The organism is Haloarcula sebkhae (assembly GCF_014647415.1).
In the GTDB taxonomy this organism is placed as follows: domain Archaea; phylum Halobacteriota; class Halobacteria; order Halobacteriales; family Haloarculaceae; genus Haloarcula; species Haloarcula sebkhae.
In genome coordinates this window covers 27,061-46,357 of the sequence record NZ_BMPD01000011.1, presented here as the reverse complement: position 1 = coordinate 46,357, position 19,297 = coordinate 27,061, and the positions used below count along the sequence as shown (strand labels likewise).

Below are 19,297 nucleotides of genomic sequence, written 5' to 3'. Positions count from 1 at the left end.
ATAGCACTGATAGAATTATATTGCTCATATGTAGGACTAGCGTGAGAGTTTAAATGATAAAATATAGCAATAAACTACGTAAGTTTAGTATGACCAATCAACAGTCCCTGGGCCTGGAATATTATTAGCCTGCTCTCTAAGAGAATCTTCATCCATCCAAGGGTAGCACCGTCCTACCCGCTCAAATTTTCGGAAGTCACTCAGATGGACCCACGAGTATGTTGATGGTTCTTCTTTTTCTTTTTCTCGTTGCTCTGCAAATTCAATGAGCCGTTCTGTAATCTTATCAGAGTCATTGAAATCAAGAGATGGGTTATCTGCAATATGCTCCGCGAACCTCCTAATACTGTTCTCAGACTCTGAGTCGGATAGATGTTCGTTAAACCAAACTTCAATGGCGGCTTTTTTTGCGTCAGTCATCGACTCAACGGATTCAGATACGAAATTTGCATAGTCTCGCGGCATAACATGGGAGTCGGAGAAATATGGACCGTCAACGATTCTACCAAGTTCAACGCTTTCACCTCCACTTTCCTTTTCCATCACCATTACTATCCAATCAACACAGCTTGCCAATATATTAAATTTGACCGAAAACCCGGGTAGTTCTCTCTCATCAATTTCGAGATCTGCTGTGTCGCCTAACACGACGACCTTGGTGTCAGTACGACGGGTACCAAGTTCGTGCTCAACTGCTTGTACTCTATTATAACGTTCCCCGCGATAGCTTCCGAGAATCAAGTATGTAGAGCTCCTTGTATCAAGCAATGTGGGGGCCTCTCTACGAACGTACGTAGCAATAGCTTCACGTTCTTCCTGAGATAATTCAATATCCCCTAGCGCTCTTGTCAATGCGGTGTAAATTTCGGAGGCTTCTTCAGGAACACCAGGTAAGGAACCAGAATCAACCATTCAACTCATCGTAACAGTGCTTAATTAGAAAATATTTCGACCATTTCGGGATTACACTCTTCCAACCTATTCGGTTTTCATTAGAATGACCGGTTCGGTTCGCCCGAACTATTTTACAGTATAGTCGCGTAAACCTTCTCATGGCTGACGATGGGGAGAACACTCACTCCACGCCTGGCGAGAGCCAGCGCGAGATGATGGAACTCCTATCTCAGGAGACACGCCACAGTATCTTGATGTCTATTCTCGGTCATCCCCACCACTTAGCTTCTCGTACCGAAATTGGAGAAATGGTCTCAAAGAGTGCAGGCGCAATTGACGATGCACTTCAGCGGCTCCAAAGTGAATCGCTTATAAAGAAATACATCACCGAAAACCCAGATAATCCAAACAAGCGCGACTATCCAAAAGAATTTTGGGGGCCCACAGCACGTGGAATCAGAATTCTTCACGAATATAATTACCTACGCTTAGTACCCGTACAACGAGCCCTCTTTGATTCCACTTCGCATAGTGAAACTCTTGAGCGACATCTTACTGCCGACCGACCTTCTCTCCCGGAGGCGATAGCTGAATCCCTTTCTTTTGATGATCGTCCTTCCAAACCTGATGCAAATACAGAGACTGACTCAATTTTCCCCAGTAAAAATAGAGAGACTTTCTCACCTAACAATGATGAAAGAGGGGAATTGGATTCTGGAGATAATACAGACGTACAGGGTAGTGGGTTAGCAAATCTAGTCAATGAGGCCCTCGAACGCGACGAGCAAGAACAGAAGCGGATGTTCGATGAAGACGTTGACACGTTTGGCGCCCCGCGCATCGTCATTGCTGGCTGTGGTGGCGCCGGCAACAACACAGTCAACCGCTTGTACAACATCGGCGTTGAAGGCGCTGACACCGTAGCCATCAACACGGACAAACAGCACCTCAAGATGATCGAAGCCGACACGAAGATTCTGGTTGGCAAGTCCCTCACTAATGGCCTCGGGGCCGGTGGCGACCCGTTGATGGGTGAGCGCGCCACGGAGATGGCACAGAGTACCATCGGGGAAGTGCTGGGCGACGCTGACCTCGTGTTCGTCACCGCCGGGATGGGTGGCGGCACCGGGACCGGGGCTGCCCCCGTCGTCTCGAAGGTCGCCAAGGAGCAGGGTGCAATCGTCGTCGGCATGGTGTCGACGCCATTCAACGTCGAGCGGGCCCGCACGGTCAAGGCCGAGAAAGGCCTTGAGAAGCTCCGCAACGAAGCGGACTCCATCGTCGTGCTGGATCATAATCGACTACTCGATTTCGCTCCGAATTTACCCATCGGCAAGGTATTTTCAGTGATGGACCAGATCATCGCCGAGACGATCAAGGGTACCACCGAGACCATCACACAACCGAGCCTCGTCAACCTCGACTACGCCGACGTGACATCCATCATGAACCAAGGCGGCGTCGCGGTGATGCTGGTAGGTGAGACTCAGGCCAAGAACAAGCCCAAGGAAGTCGTCAAGGATGCGATGAACCACCCGCTGCTCGACGTAGACTACCGCGGCGCGAGTGGTAGTCTGGTCCACATCACTGGCGGCCCGGACCTCACGCTGAAGGAAGCCGAGGGCATCGCACAAAACATCACTGAGCGGCTCGAAGCCGACGCCAACGTCATCTGGGGCGCACGGATTCAGGATGAGTACAAGGGCAAGGTGCGGGTCATGGCCATCATGACCGGCGTCCAGTCCGACCAGGTGCTCGGTCCGACGACCCAGAAGCAGGCCAACAAGTCCCACGAGGCGGTCGAAGAACTAGGTTCATCTGATGATCTGAGTGCAGATTTTCCAACGATGTCTAGGTCTCATGCCCATAGCGACTACAACACAACCGAGGCAGACGCTGTAGTCCAAAATTCTAAGCTTGATGTTATTAGAACTAATAAGCCGGATCCAACTCCAGTTGAAGAAGAGAAGCCTGAGTCAGAACAAAAAGACGAGCCCAATCGGGAGAGTAAAAAAGATTCAGACCCTGAAAACGAGGAAGCCGAACAATCTGAAGACGATTGGGATATAGTATTTGACACGGACAAATAGTTACAGACGGATCCTTGGGTAGTTGAAATTCAGCATCGCCGGTGTCATAGAGTCAAGACGCTACAGAGATTCAGACAGATTTCAGACAGTTGACCAAGACTGGATATTGAAATGTGATAGCCCACGCAAGGCAGCAACATATTAGAATTGTTGGCCAGTTACTCGTTGAGATTTTGTCGTCACTATAACAACATGAGGAGCGAGAAAGTCAAATTTAGTGCAACATTATTCAAGACACTCACAGATGGTGTGAATATACTCGTAAGATTGTTCAGGCGGTGGATGCATGAGCTGCACTGTAGAGGAACGGAAGCGAGTGCGGCGGGCCGCGCGGGCGATTCAAGAAGAGGTGGCGACAGAGTCCGTCGACGTGCTTGCACCGAGCGCGAGTCAGTACAATAAGTGGATGCTCGATGCTGTGTTACGTGGTTCGGAGGGTGGGTCGCCAGAGGTGTTGCGAGAACTGGCGCTGGCCGGGTTGACGTTGCAGCCGACGCCGTCGCAGGCCGGGTATGAGCACGTGGCAGCGACGGTGTAGGCGAGTAGAGCGCTAACCAACAAAGAATGAGTAAAAGCCCACAGCTGTTGGTTAGCTAACTCAGGTTCTTGACAGTCATTTATTGCTGGGGTACTCTCCTGAAACCACTGCTCGGTAAGCGTGCGAACCAAGCAATCTACGCTTTTCTCCCCAATAATCTAAGTATTAGTCCGAGCAGAACAAACCCGGCACCGATGAGGCCGATGAGTGCGCCCCCGAGTTGAGCAATGGGACAGCCAAGGCAGTCAGATCTGTACGTCCACACTAAGTAGTATTTGCCATCATGCTGAACGTATGTGTCCCATGTTGTATCATCGTAATATTCAAACTCTGGTGGGAGGCGACTCGTGTTAGTGGTGGTCACTTTTGTGGTATTCTTTGCTGTCAAGAATAGCGATTGAGCCCTATCAGAGAGAGTCGAAAATGTGTAATAGTGGTCATGTCCGTCTATCTGATCGACCTCTTCTGCAGTAGCTGGTTCGACGGTGGTTGTGTACTCCGTGACAGGAATCATTGAGAATACGACGGCGCTCCCGCCGATGAAAAAGCATCCAAGAAGCATCCAGAACAGAGGTGTGAGTAATCTTTGATCAGCGGGCATTCAGTCGGAGTTCTGCTGGTTGCGATATATGTTTTCGGCCGTCAATCACGCCACCGGAAAATAGTTCGAAGTATAGGACTGGAGCATGTCTTCGAGCCATTCGATAGGGTTCGAGTGATCAACATTTGGTCTGTACTGACAGAATCTCTGCGAACTACTCACTCAGGTCAGACCGCTCTTTCTCGGCGTCGACGGCAAGGGTGCCGCCCGCTACTGGGATAGCTATGAATTCGCTGTGGCTATTGTCGAGGCTGACGGAGACGCTGAGAAAGTTGTGCTAGCCGAGACGCCATTTGAAACGCTCGGAAAGTGGTGTGAATACACTCGGGGTGAGCGTGGCTGGGGTATCGGGCCGCACGTCGGCGGGTCGCTCGTCGGCGATCTTGTCCGAGGTGTTGAGGCGTGAGCTGCACTGTAGAAGAGCGCAAGCGGGTGCGGCGGGCCGCGAGGGCGATTCGAGACGAAGTGGCTACCGAGTCCGTCGACGTGCTCGCGCCGAGTGCAAGTCAGTACGGTGAATGGACGCTTGATGCGGTGCTGCGTGGTTCGGAGGGTGTCCCACCGGAGGTATTGCGAGAACTGGCACTGGCCGGGTTGACGTTGCAGCCGACACCGTCGCAGGCGGAGTTTCAGCATGTAGCGGCGACAGTGTAGGATACCGGAGTGCTAACCAACAATAGCAGAGTAATACCCACAACTGTTGGTTAGCCGATAACCGATTAGTTTCTGACCGTCGTTTGTTGCTCAAATTTTCACCTGAAATGCGTCCAGCACATATCTGACTTATCACCTCTAATATTTTTCAACCTCAGATATTTATCTGGACAGTATGGCCGATGATATTGATAACTCAGTAGACGACTTAATTGAAATAGGCGACCATGCTGAGGAACTCGACGGGGAAAATGAGGTTCCCCTATCCGAACTTTCCAATCCTAGTTTCACGGAGGGGTACACTAACTTCGATCAATACAAGAGTTTTTTGGGGAAAGTCCATGGACTGTGGAGTCGGAGGAGCTTGATGAGATTCCAGACGCTTCATTTAATGAGCACGTCTCAGAACACACGGTGTTCTCTGATCAAAACGAGATGACGAAGAAAGCCGGTGAACAGTGGACATCAGGTCAATTAGGACTGTGACACGGATCTCTGTGCCGCTCACTACCGTCACGGATAGATCTGCCGTATTCACAACAACTGGTATGAGTGTTGAGAACACCTGCTTATCAGTTATGTGGCAGCCATGAACTTTGGATAGCAGTAAATCACATACGTCTATAGGCTACATTGACGTTATCTGGAGAGTTCTGGCTCAAAATCAGTAGTTCTAGACCACCTAAGATGGAAGACCAAACTCGGGTCAATCATCTCTATCTTACTGTCAGAATAGTCAAATAGAAGATCATCCTCATCAGATTCATTCATCCATTTGCTCACCCGTTTAACATCCTGAATAATGTTTCCTGGTTCCGGACCCTTAGTCTCACACTGTTCGTCAATCCGCTTCTTTATTTCAGACATTTCAAAACTGGATTTCGGAGGGTTCGCTGCCACCCCCCTCATCAACGCCACATATCGATCGCCTTCAGTCCCGTCAACGAAGTTGAATTGTTTGTCACTACGCCCTCTTGTATCTCCGCTTATTATCCCATGAGCGGTTGGATATTTTAAGCTATCAGCGGTGTCTCTAAGTATTTCTTTTATATCTCTTTCACTGGGTGAAAACTTAACTTCATTTTCACATTTGTTATATATGTCATTGATGGCACAAAACCTATAACACAATTCTTGCATAAGATATGGCGATCTTACAGATTCTCTTGAAAAATGTTCTTTTAAATCTGCAGACACCGATATATTCAACTCGTCAAACCCGATATCGGCAATCCTTTTCAGTTCCCCTGGACTCCAATCAGACAACTCAATGTGCTGTGTTCTAGTCTGAAGATCATTATTTGCTTTTGTAAGATCATCACTACGAAATGGTATATAAGCAAAACAGAAATTTAGGCCGTATTCAAATGCCATTTTTATATTTTCTGCGATGGATTGATGGATATCTTCAGGTATATAGTGGGCATCGTCCACAAAGATCAAAACATTTCCACTATTATCCATCTGATTATTAACATAGTTCAATACAGATCTCTGAAATATAAGAGAGACCTCATCTGACGAGGATTCTCCAGTTGTTGCTCCAACATCCGCAGTAAATCCACCAAGGTTAACGCCTAGTGACCCAGTAACTTCACCACTCTCACTGTCTGTTGTTGTTATACTTTTTTCAGTAGGCCTATTCAGACCATCAAGTATTCCCGACCATAGGTCTCGTTCGGAACGAATTTGTTTACCGTTAATCGTTATCTTTTCTGAAACTTGGCCCCCATTCTGTTCAACAACTTTATCAACAAGTGCAGATTTCCCAGACTTTGAAGGACCTGTTATCGACGCAATATACGATTTTTTATTTATTTGTAATTTTAATTCACTCTCTTTTTGCCCTCTATTTCTCTCGACATAGGTCACGTCAGGGGTATCCCCGGGCGTGAATACGTCCGAAATATGCATATACGTTATTTTCGCTATTTACATAAAGGTATCATGGTATTCACTATCTCCGTAGGTGATCTTCTTTGGATTGAGTTGCAAAATTTTAACAAAAAGATAGTTGTTATTTTATATTGAGTATACCCTCTATATTCAGCAGACAGTCCTTAACAAATCTTGTGTACGTAACGATTCGGTGTGAAATATCGTTGATTTGTACCGCCCGTCCCGCACGTCAAATACTCCTGTTGTTGTCCCGGTTATTCCAGATTTACAACGGCCAAATATTGAGTTAAATATAAATCAGAAGAACGAATTAACTTAGCTGTCTGTATTAACAATCGATACAAATGTCCCTTCAAACACCAGATAATGAGTGGATACGACAGAAATTAAATACATTAACCGAATACGCAGACGAACTGTACAATATCCAGCCGAGTGCTACGAATGAAATTGGTCCTTGGGCAGCACTCAAACTTTTCCATCTGATTGTTACTGTTGACCTATACACTCGTATTATTCACAAGTCAGATGGTATTGATAGGAAACTATATTTTGATGTACTAGCAGGATCAGGAATCGTTGAAATTGAAAATAAGGACGTGAATATAACCGGGTCGCCAATAATTGCCGCAACGCTTCCAGAATACCCATTCGATGAATTACACTTTTTTGAAGGTAAAAGAGAGCGTGCTACAGCACTCTCGCACCGATTGGATTACATAGCCGACGAAACACCACTTGATATTGACCGAGATGCCTGCTTTGTTCACCACGGCGATGCCAATCAGACCGTCCCGGAAGAAATAGATAAGATAATTCAGGAATCTGGATATAGCGGAACAAACCAACTCACGTTCGCTGATAATGAACGGATGGAAATCGATTGGAAGACGATGATTGCATTATCTCGTATTTGGGGAGACTACCTCATCAATTTTCAACATAAGGGGGTCTCACGGGAGTTAGGCTATTTAGAGAGTGGTGAGGCATCTGAAGAGCGTATTGAAACCGCTCAGCGGAAACTACACAAGTTTGTTGGCGGACGGCAGTATCGTAGATGTAATTCTGCAGACGAATTGAGGAAATTATATAAACAGCAGTTGGCGACTATCGGCGAAAAGTATGATGAGCCACAGAATAACCGCCCGATTAATAGACAAATACGAGTGAAAGGTGCCGGAGATCGGTACTCATATGATTTGATTTACGCGACTCGTGAGACTGATAATGGAAGTCCATACATCGGCTTTATGGACAATATGAAGGAGCGGATTGAACGAATGTCAGGTGATGATGTTGCAGAGGTAATCGAAATTATGGAGGGCAGTGCAACAGGGTTGGATGAGTTCGTTCCTGATCAAGCAGAAATTGAGAGAGAGGACGGGCAGTCTTCACTCGGAGACTTCTGACATCGTAGTCTGCGTAGTGTTACTAAGCGGATATTCCGGGACTGGATCGGTCGGGAGCTCCCGATGAGCGAAATCTTCTGGCGACTGGCGATCTCGCCATGATTGAAGCCAGGTTGCCTCTTCGTCCCCGACATTCTTGATAAGCTGTTTATCTGGCCACAGATGCACCGGCAGGTCCAGCTCACGCCCAATTTCCTGAACCCACCGCAGATGATTCGTCGCGTACTCGACCCATCGCTCACGGGTGCGAAGCGCATCCAACTCCTCGGCTAACTCTGCTTCCCCAGCATCCCGTGCTGCTTCGACAGTCATCTCGAAGTTCCCACCACGCGGGTTGATCGGCTCGTGGAACACCACAGCCGGGTCACATTCAGCGACCCGCTCTAGCTGTTCCCGAAGATCGGCCTTGTCCTGTGTGGGATAAGTCGGGCTCATACTGACGAAGGTCTGGACACCATGCTCGTTGAATTCCTTCAGCCCCTTCAACCGCAACTCCGGCGCTGGCGCACTCGGCTCAATCGCGCCAACTTGCTCGGCGTCCATACACGGGATCGATGAGCCAATCGTCACATACTCGCCGGCATCCTGAAACACATCTAAGTCCTGTAGTGCCAGAATCGGATTCCGCGTTAGCACCCGGACGTACTCTTCGTGGCTTGCAATCGCATCCACGACATCGCGGGTGATCTTCCCAGCGCGACCGTCCATGTAGCAGTCAGTCGAAAAGGACACGCCAACCACGCCCTGGCCCCGCTCTGTTTCCCGCCACGTTCGTTTTCGATCCAAATGTCCGTCCAGTCTCTCGCCTAGATCATCCCGATAGAGCACATAGTTTCCCCACTCTTTCTGGCCGTTGTCAACATCGGCTTCCTCTTTGAGCATATCCGGCCGCGTCCGAATGTTCGGCGTCGAGGGAACATAGCAGAACTTACAGCCATGCCGACAGCCTGTCGCTACGTTGACAACGTAGTCACACAGATGCTTGCTATTGAGGCCCGATTCACTGAGAATCGCCTTTGTAGGGTCTTCTCCCGTCCGTACGTCGTCGTGACCGTCTGTCATATATTATCTTATTGTTCCCGTCTATGTCTAGATATAAATATGTGCGACACGGCTCATCGTCTACTTTCACTTTCACTCCGCGTGGCTGACTTCTAATGGGGTCCAGTATAAAAAGACAGGTAAGAGAGAGACGCATGGAACTCACGTGGGACACCGGCGATAGCTGGTTCGAGCGTACCTACGCCGTCGAACACGCTGGTGAGACGGTCGCCACGTTCGATGACCAGCCGACGCTCGATGAACTCCGTGAGATCTCACGGAGCCACGGTGCCCCAACTGACCGACTCGACCTCTGGCAGGCCGGCCTCCTGTGTACCCAGTGCAGCGACGAAATCAACGGCCGGTTTGCTGCCAACCCACAGGGCGATCTGCTGTGCTGGGACTGTGCCACAGACACCGAAAGTCACGACGAACAGGGCATCACGGTCAACACCGATCCAACGAAGTCGGTGATGAGCGAGTCCCATCTCCACACTAAGAGCCTCTGTGACCACGTCATCAACGTCGCCACTGGCTGCCGACACGGCTGTGAATTCTGCTACGTGCCAACCACGCCGGCTATCGATAGTCGTGATGCGATGCTTGCCGAGCAAGCCGAAGTTGATGATCCACAAACTGACTGGGGGAGCTATTTGCTGTACCGGGACGACCTCCCGGAGCGACTGGGCAACATCTTAGAGGAACGTGATCCCAGCGACCGTAAGCAGACTGACCGCGGCCGAGGTGTTGTGATGCTATCCAGTGGCACTGACTGCTATCAGGACCGACGGACAGCGCAGATTACCCGTGGCGCTGTCGCCGAACTCATCACTCACGACATTCCCGTTCGTATCCTCACGCGAAGCCCGGCTGTGACTCGGGACATCGACCTCTTCCAGGCTGCCGGTGACAGGATTACTGTCGGCTCGTCGATTCCCTCCTTCGATACGACACTGGTGAGAGCGATGGAACCGAACGCCCCGCCACCGATGACTCGCTGGCAGGCGCTGGATACGCTCCAGCAGGCCGGTGTGTCAGTGTTCGTCTCGATGTCGCCCACATACCCGACGATGGACGAAGACGACTTTCACGAGCTCCTGAGCTACTTCAGAGCCCTCGGTGAGGTTGTTGTCTTCCACGAGCCAATCAACCCCCGCGGCGCAAACTTCCAGCAGTGTCTCGACGCCGCTAAAGAAGCCGGCTATAATGACGTTGTTGATAAACTCCAGCAGATGCAGGACAGCCACCAATACTGGGTTGAATACGCCCTAGAACAATTGAATACGGTCCAGCAGGTCGCGACGCGCTTCGACGGGCTCGACGTGCATTCCTGGCCTGATGATGAGTTGGTGCGCTCGACGAGCGGCCAACTTCGGTCGAAGCTCAAGGCAATGCAGCAGGCGGTGTCACCAGAATCGTTCTCCGGGAAGCAGGCCGCTCCATCATCGGAGCAATCAGGCTTAGCCAACGAAACCGAGTCCCTTAGCCATCTTATCTAATGCACCCGCAGTACAGCGATCATGTATTGCGCTACAGTCTGTCTAATGGGAAGTGATGGGTTGCCATCACGAATTACTAGATTTACAGCGAAGTGATCTATCGGTCATATCTCATAGTTCAGCTCTGAGGCAGCACTAGTACTCTTTGTTGAAGTGGTTAGATACCGGATGGATAGCTCAGTGGAATGGGTGATTGGTATGAGGATATTATCGAAGACTCGCATCCTGTAGTCAGTACGTCTTTCAAGAGTTGTCGCGGGTTGGGAATGTCAACAGGGCCGTGAATACCAATACACAATCACACAGCAGAGCTAATTCGGGTTAGCCAAGCCGCCGAAAACAGTGCTGCCGAGAATACGGCTGTAGATTAGCTGTTAGTTCGTGGCCGTACGGGCATCATCAAGCCATCCTGGTTCGCGCACTTCAGTGGATCCGATATCTGTGATTTCGCCCGATCGTGTCACGGTGATTACCTCACCGCCATCCTCAAGCACAACTCGATACGAGAATTCCTTGAGAACGCCTTGATCGGTCACGACAGCCTCAAATTCGAACGATCGGAATGAGTCCACATCTGCGTCAAGGAACCCGTCTGAGACGGCATCAACACCACTCGCCGTATACACGTGGCCGGTCTCGGTCTCTTGATGCTCCGTCTCCATTGTCTCCAACTCGCCTAGAAGCCCTGAATCGAGGTATGGGTCAGGTCCGATATCTCGGTCAGGAACTCGATACTGTGGTTCTTGCGAGGGCAGCTCAATCCGTTCGTAACTTTCAGTACCTGTTCCATATGCGGCCCGCCGGAAGTCCGCAGTCGAGATTTCAATCAGTGACTGTTCGTTTTCGAGATCGAATGTGGCAGTAAGCGTTTCATCACTTGATGGGCCGTCCGCACTGGTACTTTCGGCGCTATATTCCTCAGTAAATGTGAACGAGCCAGCTTCGTTGAGTCGGTCAGCGTGTGCCTGGCGCAACGCTGTCGAATTGACCTCAGGCCCGAATGCTTCATCGGGAACACCACCTTCCGCAGCTGGGTCACTTGTCCCAGCAAGTGGAGTCCCATCCAGCCCGGGCAGGGCCCCAGACACGACCATGCCCCCGATGAACACGAAGAGGCCGATGATAATCACGGCACCAATTGTGCGTCGGCTAATGCCGCCACCGGACGACGCATGCCCCGACGCAGTCTCTCGTCCTGCAGCTTGTGCGTGTGCAGACTCGCTATGGCGAGGCTCGCCCTCGCCCTCCGAGAAAGAAGGTAATGGCACCACCGACAAGCGAATTTGGGATCATCATCAGGATAATGAGCGTGATGAGTTTGGTAATCTCGATTGGCCCGGAGCTGCCACCACCACCGCTGGCTGCACCACCGTCACCACCGCTACCCATAAGCACAGCAAGACCGCCCCAGAGGATTGCGGCGACAATGATTCCAAAAATCGCGAAACCAATGCCGTTTGCAATGCCGCTGTTTACTGCTCGGGTCCGAATATCCCCAATTCCCATTCCGGCAGTGGCATAGCCGATGAACGCTGCAATAACCGGGCCGCTCAGGACAGCAAATGCCAAGACGACCATCGAAAGGATGCCCCCAATGATCCCGCCGCCTTCCTCACCAGCGCCAAGTTGGAGTAAGAGGACGACCCCAAGAACCCCGAGGCCGGCCCCGATGATAGCGTAGTATTTGATTGCTTGAGCGATCACTTTAGTATCCAACACGATTCCGTCACGTGCCTGCGTCTCAGTCGCCATACTATCCTGTTGTGAAAAAACGGGTTAAATCCCAGGGTTCAGACAAGACCCGGTAACGAGAATTTATTCGTCTGGGCTATGTTGAATCGCCATAGAGCGGTTGCATTTACTGTTTCACAGCAGGTTTGATGTTATAAACAATACACATTAGAGCGATTTCTCGGAACTCACTGAATTTTGTTGAGCCGCTGTGTCTCTAAGCTCTTCGAACAGACCAGTTTTCAAGACGACCGTATCCCCGCTTAGACAGGGACGTAAACCTCCAAGAAGTGTGCAGTGAGCTAGACGATTTACACTACAGCCCGCACCCAAACGCCTGACCTGTATATCATATACAGTCAACTGCCTGACTGCTGGGGCTATTGCAGCAGTATTGTAGTTGCTTACGGGCCAGTAGACTACTCTGGCCTCGACAATCCAGATTTCATCGTTGGGCAGTCTACACTGTCTGTATACGGTGAGAACAGGCATTACAGCAGCTCGGTCAGATGTCGCCTCCTGCCTGTCAGTTCGGTCCACCCGATATTTTACATTTTGGCACAGTTGCACAGGAGCTGGTATGATACATACTACTCCATAGCGGTATACACTAACTCCTCGAATATTGGGTTTATATGGCTTGAGCACTAGATTCTAGATATGATTCAGCGGGTATGGAAAACACTTAAGGAGTATCTTGAATCGGGTGCAAAGAATCACGCCGCAACTGATGCATGCATAGATTGCGGGGAGCCATCGCCTCCCGGTGCTGGTCGGTGCACTGATTGCTTGGACTAACTACTGGGACCGTTACGAGTTTGCCGTGGCCGTTGTGGCAACCAATGGCGACGCTGAGAAAGTGGAATTATCGGAGAAGCCTTTCGAGCCGCTTGCTGAGTGGTGCGATTACACCTCTAGCGAGCGCGGCTGTGATATCAGTTACAATTGTGCCGGCAAACTGTTACTTCACAGCGAGACTGAACTTGACCCACTGAGGGTCTGTGGAACAGTTAGTTGAATCTCGGTGGTTCCACCAGTCGGAGTGGTAATTCGTATCGTCGCCGAGTTACCCTCTGCGAGCGAGTTACCGAAGCTGTCTATGTTAGTTCCACCGACGCTAACATCGAACGGGGCGGCTCCGACGTCAAGTGTTATTTTGAGTCGGTCGGCGCGGTCGTTCAAGACTGGCTGCGAGCCGTCGCCGTCTTGGATTATCGTCGTTCCGAACGTTCCGTCGGCGACGCCACCCGATTGGCTCTGATGGACCAGACTGTACGAGCCTGACGAATCGACCCATTGGATAGTCGTCTCAGACAGATCGATGTTGCCGGCGCCCGGCGCTCGACTCACGCTGATGTTCACGACGCCAACACGGTCTTCGCCGCTCACAGTACCTACCTGTCCGGTTGTAGAGGCTTCCTGTAGCCGATTGGTGACTTGGTCAGAGCTCTGTTGCCCTGTCCGTTCGGCGCTTGATTGAAGAAATCCGGCCGTATTGATCAGAACGCCGGCCGCGATTGCTGCAACGAGGACCATCGCAATGAAAACGATGAGCGTGCCGATACCAACCTGTCCACGAGAACCGTCCGGGCCCGCGCCGTATGCGCATTCCATGTAATATTAAGCAAATGAGAGCAGTATATAATGTTTCTCACAGCATTTTCACACGTGATAATTTCGACGCGCTTCGACGGGCTCGACGTGCATTCCTGGCCTGACGATGAGTTGGTACGCTCGACGAGCGGCCAACTTCGGTCGAAGCTCACGGCGATCCAACAGGCTGTGTCACCAGAGTCGTTCTCCGGGAAGCAGGCCGCTCCATCATCGGAGCAATCAGGCTTAGCCAACGAAACCGAGTCTCTTAGCCATCTTATCTAACGTACCCACGATACTGTGTCATGGGCAGTTTACACTTCGCATACGGTCACGGTCCCTTCCATATTGAGCACATGCATGAGACACACACGAGTATGTACCCGCTTCCTGCCAGCCATTTATTTCTCGTTTTCTTCCTAGGAACGACTGCTCGGTAAGCGTGCTGACTGCATGACTAATTTGCCATGGTTGGTGCCAAACTTTTCTATTAAATCTACAGTTAGAATCTCGATAGACGGCCAGAATAGCTACATACTTTCGGCCCAGACATTACAACCTAGCAGCAGATGTTGTCTCAAGTTTCAAGATGGTCTATTGAGGGAGTTGGTGGTCTCTTATTGGTCATTACTATGTGGTTTTCTACTTTTGATGATCACCCACTCGCCGTTGATGATGTGGAACTCATGCTGCCACTCTTCTCAGGTATCTTCATAATCGGATTCGGTTGGTGGATATCACAAAACCGGATGTTTGATTTTGATGCTCAGAAGCGAATCCTCGCAGCGTTGGGCTTCATTGCGGGTAGTATTTTATTCACTGCTATTACTTCTTGGATTCTTCTTATTGTAAACATTGAAAATGGGTTGATAGGCAGTTACTTCCCTGTCTACCTCAATGGTGTCTCAATTGGGATCGTAGGAAACGGTATTCTCACCACACTGTATCTCCAATTTCGACAGCAACACCGTCAGATTCAGGCACACAATGCAGAGTTAGAACAGACAAACGAACGATTAACCCGATTATCAGGTGTTCTATCCCATGATCTGCGAAATCCGCTAAACGTCGCACAAGGGCGTCTCGATATCCTCAAAAAGTCAACAGAATCAGAGCACATCGCGGCGATTGACCGATCCCTTGATCGAATCGAGAACATAATTACAGACACACTTGCCCTGACTCAGCAGACGCAACTCACAGCGGATACGACATCAGTCGCGCTTGATTCGGTTGCACGCTCGGCGTGGGAGACTGTTGAAACGAATAATGTTGAATTCCAGATAGAAGGTTTGATGACGGTCGAAGTGGATGAACCACGGGTTAGACAGGCGTTTGAAAATTTGTTTCGGAATGCGATAGACCATGGTGGTGACCAGTTAACGGTGGTCAAAGTAGGTCGCCTCGGGCATTCAGGGTTTTATATCGAGGATAACGGAATTGGATTTCCCGAGGATACCGCCGATGAAGTTTTTGACTGGGGGATGACGACTGCAGCAACTGGAACAGGGCTTGGATTAGCAATCGTAGAGGAGGTTATTTCCGCCCATGGCTGGAATATTACAACCATGACTGGGGCAGAAGGGGGAGCCCGTTTTGAGATCACTAACGTCACGTAACGAAACGTAGTTGCACTCTGGACAACATGTATTGACTTAAAAACCGTGCTACATCTCTTACCTGTACTGGACTGTCCCGCACGCGAACTACTCACCCAAGGGCGACCGCTCTTTCTCGGCGTTGACAGCGAGGGTGCCGCACACTACTGGGACAGCTATGAATTCGCCGTGGCTATAGTCGAGAGTGACGGTGAGCCAGAGAAAGTTGTGTTGGCAGAGACGCCCTTTGAAACGCTTTCACAGTGGTGCGAATACACGCGTGGTGAGCGTGGCTGGGACATCGGGCCGCACGTTGGTGGGTCACTGGTCGGTGATCTCGTTCGGGCGGTGGAAGCATGAGCTGCACTGTGGAAGAGCGCAAGCGTGTTCGGCGTGCTGCGAGAGCAATTCAAGAGGAGGTGGCGACTGAATCGGTAGACGTGCTTGCGCCGAGTGCGAGTCAGTACGGTGAATGGACGTTGAGTGATGTGCTGCGTGGTTCGGAGGGTGTGCCGCCGGAGGTGTTACGTGAGCTGGCGCTGGCGGGGTTGACGTTGCAGCCGACGCCGTCGCAAGCGGAGTATCAGCACGTGGCGGCGACGGTGTAGGATAATAGTATCATATTTTCGTCGACCCCCAGGGGGTTCAGGGGGTATTGGCGGTCGACGAAAATAGTGAAGTGAAACCGGCCTAGAGATAGGCTGTGTCCCGGAAACTGGGCATGGTTTCAGACGGACCCTTGAGCGGTTGAAGCGACCCGGAGGATGGCAAAATCGCGTCGTGGGTCTAGTTTCAGACGGACCCTTGAGCGGTTGAAGCCGCCGCCACCGTCACCGCCACTGGTCGTCTCGTTTGGGTTTCAGACGGACTTGAGCGGTTGAAGTCGCTCCTGCCGACCGGCGTTGTGCAACGCGTTTCGACGGACTCGACGTACATTCCTGGCCTGACGATGAGCTGGTGCGTTCGACAAGCGGCCAACTCCGGTCGAAACTCAAGGCGATGCAACAGGCCGTGTCACCAGAGTTGTTTTCTGGACAGGATTATCGAGAATCATCTACTCAGGCAGTGTTAGCAGAAGAATCTGAGCAGATTCGGAGACTCATGTAGCCGAGAAAATCCGTTACCCGCCTCAGTGGAACGACAAGCGGCCGTAACTGAAGAGTACGCTAAGTGCTAAGCACCACTCCTCAACTGTTGCCTCAACAATCCCGATTTCTTCGCTGGTCAACCAGTGAGTTGCATTTAGCGCAAGCAGGAGCCGAGCTACGATACATAACCCATAAGTAAAATATCAACTCATTCGATATTACATGGGCACCCCTCCATTAGATCGGTCTCAGGTAGTTCTGTACATTGGCGTCATCTTCCTGATAGCAGGTGCTGGATTAGTTTATGTGGGCTATCCAGCATACACGACTTCGATAGCTGCCCAGGAACCGAATAGAGAAGCAATGGCAACTGCGGTGGAGTCATATTCTGCGTCCGAAATTGACCCTATCGCATTCTCAAATCTCTCAGCACCAGAACAGACGGCCATCACACGTGCCAGTCAGTCATCGCAATTGACGTACGCAGACCGTGGAGCATCCGATAGTGGGACCCACTTCAATTATCGAAACGATATCGTGAATTCGTACTTTGTCAGCTATAACGAGTCAATCCTTCGGGTTGAGGTTGTCATTGCGATGAACCCGGTATCTGTTGTCGCTGGTTCTCTCAGCGGACTTGCGGGAGCCGTACTCGCCATCGGTGGATTATGGGGACGCCGCCGTAGCGATTGATAAATAATCCTTAGCTAAACTCCACAATGTCCATAGTCACTGTCCCGGCGATCGACGCTGTGCTTCGAGACACAGAAGGCGTTCCGTCGAAGATAGAATATACAGAGTGAAATGGTGTCGGAACAGCAGACGGTCCACAAACTGTGCCAGCCAACAATGAGCCAAGTCCTGAAACGAGTAGGGCTTCAGCCACCATGATCGCGGGTGAGTTGATCTTTTCACCGGTATAAACCGGGGTTGGGGTAAATTCAAGGAGAAAACCCGAAAAGAATATACGCTCCATTAAGTGGCCACAAGAGCGTTCAGATCACATTAAATCGCCGCGTATCCGGTTTCTAAGGTGTATTGTCGTCCAGTCGCCAGAATTATTCACTTATCAATCCGGTCTCGCATCCCGTTATGGACGATGTCGTCGATATTCTCCGAGTTCAGGAACTCCCCGGGGAACCCCATGTCGACCGCACTCACCTCGTTCAGTCGTTCGAGGTGCTCATCGGCAAGCGTCACGTCCAGCGCGCCGAGGTTGTCCGTCAATTGCTCGGGCGTGGTCGCCCCGACGATGGGAGTGAACTGGATACCCGTGTCGTTCTCGCGGGCGTTTAGCCACGCGAACACGACCTGCGCGGGCGAGCAGGCGGCCTCGTCGGCCACCTCGACGACCGCCCGGGCTACCCGCTCCTGTTCGTCGCTCATCTCTCGCCCCGTCGCGGAGAGGCGTCCCTCGGCGTCCTCCTCGAGGTACTTCCCGGTGAGGGCACCGCTATCGAGCGGCGACCACGGAGTCACGCCGAGGCCGAGTTCCCGCGCCAGTGGGAGTAGTTCGCGTTCGGGCGTGCGCTCGGTGAGGGTGTACTTAATCTGGAGCGCGCACGGCATGACGTAGCCGCGCTCCTCGGCGAGCGTCACCGCGCGCGAGGCCGCCCACGCCGGATAGTCCGAGAGGCCGACGTGGTGGACCAGGCCACGCGAGACGAGGTCGTCGAGACCGCGCATCGTCTCCTCGATAGGGGTCATCCCGTCGTAGGCGTGGACCCAAAGCAGGTCGATGTAGTCGGTCTGAAGCCGGTCGAGCGAGGCCTCCACGGCCTGGGCCATGTTCTTGCGCCCGTTGCCGCAGGCGTTCGGGTCGCCGGGGCGGGTCGCGGAGGTGAACTTCGTCGCCAGCACGAATTCGTCACGGCGGCCCTCCAGCAGTTCGCCAAGCATGCGCTCGCTGGAGCCGTCCGTATAGTTGTTCGCGGTGTCGATGAAGTTTCCGCCGGCGTCGGCAAAGCGGTCAAGCATCTTGCGGGCACCCTCCTCCGCAGTTCCCCAGCCCCAATCCTCGCCGAACGTCATCGTTCCGAGGCAGTACTCGCTCACCCGCAGGCCACTGTTCCCGAGAAGTCGGTAGCGCATTTCCGACATGGTGGCGACTACACCTGCCGCCAAGATAACTGTGCTGCTCTTGCGAAGTCGTTTCCATGCTCGTCGGCTTCTGGATTCTGTGTAGCGATGTGTGTCGACGTAGTTCTTCTTGAACAGCTAGATAACACTGCACCCTCCGTCAAGATAGCTGGCAGTCGTCTCGACGAAGTCCTTTTGTTCGTTTTGATGCTGGACCTCAACCGCGGTGCCACTGCCAAGTGGCTGCTTCGGTTGCTCGAACTCCACAAAGACATCCGCACGTCGAGGCACTTCATGGGTTACAAATTCCACGTGAACCGTCGCGTCTGGGTGCTTCTTTTGAACTTTGTCGACCGCGATTGATTTCATCAGAAGATGGAGCGGCGACTCCCCGGAGCACTCTGAGTCTGGTGGATAATAGAAATGGCGGGCTATGCTGTCTCCGTCCCGAACGCGGAGGATATCTTCACAAACAGGGCACTGAACCTCCTCATCGTCACCGACACCGACTGGAATCCGAGGTCGGTTGTCAACAGGGTCAACCGCGATGAAGGGCATTGCTCGTTGCAATTATGCCCCACCG

General features: G+C 51.5%; 17 protein-coding genes and 4 pseudogenes. 12 read left to right on the top strand and 9 right to left on the bottom strand.

What is annotated here, in order from left to right:
- Positions 1-84: 84 nt before the first annotated feature.
- Positions 85-912: a hypothetical protein gene (locus IEY38_RS20345; protein WP_188980741.1), complete on the bottom strand. Its 828-nt coding sequence runs from the start codon at positions 910-912 to the stop codon at positions 85-87.
- A gap of 782 nt (positions 913-1,694) precedes the next feature.
- On the opposite strand from IEY38_RS20345, the pseudogene ftsZ reads away from it, so the two are divergent.
- Positions 1,695-2,685 (top strand): annotated as a pseudogene (gene ftsZ / locus IEY38_RS20340) (cell division protein FtsZ); the annotation flags it as partial.
- Positions 2,686-3,270: 585 nt separating this feature from the next.
- Positions 3,271-3,522, top strand: coding sequence for a hypothetical protein (locus tag IEY38_RS20335; RefSeq protein WP_188980739.1), 252 nt, complete (start codon positions 3,271-3,273; stop codon positions 3,520-3,522).
- A gap of 136 nt (positions 3,523-3,658) precedes the next feature.
- On the opposite strand, the gene IEY38_RS20330 is transcribed toward IEY38_RS20335, so the two are convergent.
- Positions 3,659-4,123 (bottom strand): hypothetical protein, encoded by a 465-nt coding sequence (locus tag IEY38_RS20330; RefSeq protein ID WP_188980737.1) that lies wholly within the window; start codon positions 4,121-4,123, stop codon positions 3,659-3,661.
- A gap of 151 nt (positions 4,124-4,274) precedes the next feature.
- Here IEY38_RS20330 and IEY38_RS20325 point away from each other — a divergent pair.
- The 3 genes and pseudogenes from IEY38_RS20325 to IEY38_RS20315 all read left to right on the top strand — a co-directional run.
- Positions 4,275-4,529 (top strand): annotated as a pseudogene (locus IEY38_RS20325) (hypothetical protein); the annotation flags it as partial.
- The gene (locus tag IEY38_RS20320) at positions 4,526-4,777 is read left to right on the top strand and encodes a hypothetical protein (protein ID WP_188980732.1); all 252 of its coding nucleotides are present in this window, start codon (positions 4,526-4,528) and stop codon (positions 4,775-4,777) included. The pseudogene IEY38_RS20325 and the gene IEY38_RS20320, both read left to right, overlap by 4 nt.
- 175 nt (positions 4,778-4,952) lie before the next feature.
- Complete coding sequence (locus IEY38_RS20315; protein ID WP_188980730.1) at positions 4,953-5,216, top strand: hypothetical protein; 264 nt, start codon at positions 4,953-4,955, stop codon at positions 5,214-5,216.
- 200 nt (positions 5,217-5,416) lie between these two features.
- Here IEY38_RS20315 and IEY38_RS20310 read toward each other — a convergent pair whose 3' ends face one another.
- Positions 5,417-6,691, bottom strand: a complete 1,275-nt coding sequence (locus IEY38_RS20310; protein ID WP_188980728.1) for an AAA family ATPase — start codon at positions 6,689-6,691, stop codon at positions 5,417-5,419.
- Between the two features lie 329 nt (positions 6,692-7,020).
- Between IEY38_RS20310 and tcmP the strand changes: the two genes are divergently transcribed.
- A complete protein-coding gene (gene tcmP, locus IEY38_RS20305) occupies positions 7,021-8,085 on the top strand; it encodes a three-Cys-motif partner protein TcmP (RefSeq protein WP_188980726.1) in 1,065 nt (354 codons plus the stop codon).
- Here tcmP and IEY38_RS20300 read toward each other — a convergent pair.
- Positions 8,068-9,147, bottom strand: a complete 1,080-nt coding sequence (locus IEY38_RS20300; RefSeq protein WP_188980724.1) for an SPL family radical SAM protein — start codon at positions 9,145-9,147, stop codon at positions 8,068-8,070. The genes tcmP and IEY38_RS20300 overlap by 18 nt on opposite strands.
- Positions 9,148-9,281: 134 nt before the next feature.
- Here IEY38_RS20300 and IEY38_RS20295 point away from each other — a divergent pair, with 134 nt between their 5' ends.
- Positions 9,282-10,625 carry an SPL family radical SAM protein gene (locus IEY38_RS20295; RefSeq protein ID WP_188980722.1) on the top strand — a complete coding sequence of 448 codons (1,344 nt, stop codon included), beginning with the start codon at positions 9,282-9,284 and terminating at the stop codon, positions 10,623-10,625.
- Between the two features lie 374 nt (positions 10,626-10,999).
- Here the strand turns inward: IEY38_RS20295 and IEY38_RS20290 are convergent, their stop codons facing one another.
- The 3 genes from IEY38_RS20290 to IEY38_RS20280 all read right to left on the bottom strand — a co-directional run bounded on the left by IEY38_RS20290 (position 11,000) and on the right by IEY38_RS20280 (position 13,970).
- Positions 11,000-11,755, bottom strand: coding sequence for a DUF7537 family lipoprotein (locus IEY38_RS20290; RefSeq protein WP_188980707.1), 756 nt, complete (start codon positions 11,753-11,755; stop codon positions 11,000-11,002).
- A gap of 91 nt (positions 11,756-11,846) precedes the next feature.
- Positions 11,847-12,377 carry a hypothetical protein gene (locus IEY38_RS20285; RefSeq protein WP_188980705.1) on the bottom strand — a complete coding sequence of 177 codons (531 nt, stop codon included), beginning with the start codon at positions 12,375-12,377 and terminating at the stop codon, positions 11,847-11,849.
- 945 nt (positions 12,378-13,322) lie between these two features.
- The gene (locus IEY38_RS20280) at positions 13,323-13,970 is read right to left on the bottom strand and encodes an archaellin/type IV pilin N-terminal domain-containing protein (protein ID WP_188980703.1); all 648 of its coding nucleotides are present in this window, start codon (positions 13,968-13,970) and stop codon (positions 13,323-13,325) included.
- 60 nt (positions 13,971-14,030) lie between these two features.
- Here IEY38_RS20280 and IEY38_RS21470 point away from each other — a divergent pair.
- The 5 genes and pseudogenes from IEY38_RS21470 to IEY38_RS21900 all read left to right on the top strand — a co-directional run.
- Positions 14,031-14,234 (top strand): annotated as a pseudogene (locus tag IEY38_RS21470) (radical SAM domain-containing protein); the annotation flags it as partial.
- 284 nt (positions 14,235-14,518) lie between these two features.
- Positions 14,519-15,568: a sensor histidine kinase gene (locus IEY38_RS20275; protein ID WP_188980701.1), complete on the top strand. Its 1,050-nt coding sequence runs from the start codon at positions 14,519-14,521 to the stop codon at positions 15,566-15,568.
- Between the two features lie 45 nt (positions 15,569-15,613).
- On the top strand, positions 15,614-15,907 hold the full coding sequence (locus tag IEY38_RS21465) for a hypothetical protein (protein ID WP_229775406.1): 294 nt from the start codon (positions 15,614-15,616) through the stop codon (positions 15,905-15,907).
- A complete protein-coding gene (locus IEY38_RS20270) occupies positions 15,904-16,155 on the top strand; it encodes a hypothetical protein (RefSeq protein WP_188980699.1) in 252 nt (83 codons plus the stop codon). Before IEY38_RS21465 ends, IEY38_RS20270 begins: the two co-directional genes overlap by 4 nt.
- Positions 16,156-16,444: 289 nt before the next feature.
- A pseudogene (locus IEY38_RS21900) lies at positions 16,445-16,654 on the top strand (radical SAM domain-containing protein); the annotation flags it as partial.
- Between the two features lie 1,043 nt (positions 16,655-17,697).
- On the opposite strand, the gene IEY38_RS20265 reads toward IEY38_RS21900, so the two are convergent.
- Both IEY38_RS20265 and IEY38_RS20260 read right to left on the bottom strand, forming a co-directional pair.
- Positions 17,698-18,735: an aldo/keto reductase gene (locus IEY38_RS20265; RefSeq protein WP_229775405.1), complete on the bottom strand. Its 1,038-nt coding sequence runs from the start codon at positions 18,733-18,735 to the stop codon at positions 17,698-17,700.
- Positions 18,736-18,852: 117 nt separating this feature from the next.
- Positions 18,853-19,272, bottom strand: a complete 420-nt coding sequence (locus IEY38_RS20260; protein ID WP_188980697.1) for a competence protein CoiA family protein — start codon at positions 19,270-19,272, stop codon at positions 18,853-18,855.
- Between the last annotated feature and the right edge of the window lie 25 nt (positions 19,273-19,297).

What these genes read in the sequence shown, in the direction of transcription:
- IEY38_RS20265 (WP_229775405.1), bottom strand. Translation starts at nt 18,735, where the DNA reads ATGTCGGAAATGCGCTACCGACTTCTCGGGAACAGTGGCCTGCGGGTG.
- IEY38_RS20275 (WP_188980701.1), top strand. Translation starts at nt 14,519, where the DNA reads ATGTTGTCTCAAGTTTCAAGATGGTCTATTGAGGGAGTTGGTGGTCTC.
- IEY38_RS20270 (WP_188980699.1), top strand. Translation starts at nt 15,904, where the DNA reads ATGAGCTGCACTGTGGAAGAGCGCAAGCGTGTTCGGCGTGCTGCGAGA.
- tcmP (WP_188980726.1), top strand. Translation starts at nt 7,021, where the DNA reads ATGTCCCTTCAAACACCAGATAATGAGTGGATACGACAGAAATTAAAT.
- IEY38_RS20315 (WP_188980730.1), top strand. Translation starts at nt 4,953, where the DNA reads ATGGCCGATGATATTGATAACTCAGTAGACGACTTAATTGAAATAGGC.
- IEY38_RS20335 (WP_188980739.1), top strand. Translation starts at nt 3,271, where the DNA reads ATGAGCTGCACTGTAGAGGAACGGAAGCGAGTGCGGCGGGCCGCGCGG.
- IEY38_RS20285 (WP_188980705.1), bottom strand. Translation starts at nt 12,377, where the DNA reads ATGGCGACTGAGACGCAGGCACGTGACGGAATCGTGTTGGATACTAAA.
- IEY38_RS20310 (WP_188980728.1), bottom strand. Translation starts at nt 6,691, where the DNA reads ATGCATATTTCGGACGTATTCACGCCCGGGGATACCCCTGACGTGACC.
- IEY38_RS20330 (WP_188980737.1), bottom strand. Translation starts at nt 4,123, where the DNA reads ATGCCCGCTGATCAAAGATTACTCACACCTCTGTTCTGGATGCTTCTT.
- IEY38_RS20300 (WP_188980724.1), bottom strand. Translation starts at nt 9,147, where the DNA reads ATGACAGACGGTCACGACGACGTACGGACGGGAGAAGACCCTACAAAG.
- IEY38_RS20280 (WP_188980703.1), bottom strand. Translation starts at nt 13,970, where the DNA reads ATGGAATGCGCATACGGCGCGGGCCCGGACGGTTCTCGTGGACAGGTT.
- IEY38_RS20295 (WP_188980722.1), top strand. Translation starts at nt 9,282, where the DNA reads ATGGAACTCACGTGGGACACCGGCGATAGCTGGTTCGAGCGTACCTAC.
- IEY38_RS20345 (WP_188980741.1), bottom strand. Translation starts at nt 912, where the DNA reads ATGGTTGATTCTGGTTCCTTACCTGGTGTTCCTGAAGAAGCCTCCGAA.
- IEY38_RS20260 (WP_188980697.1), bottom strand. Translation starts at nt 19,272, where the DNA reads ATGCCCTTCATCGCGGTTGACCCTGTTGACAACCGACCTCGGATTCCA.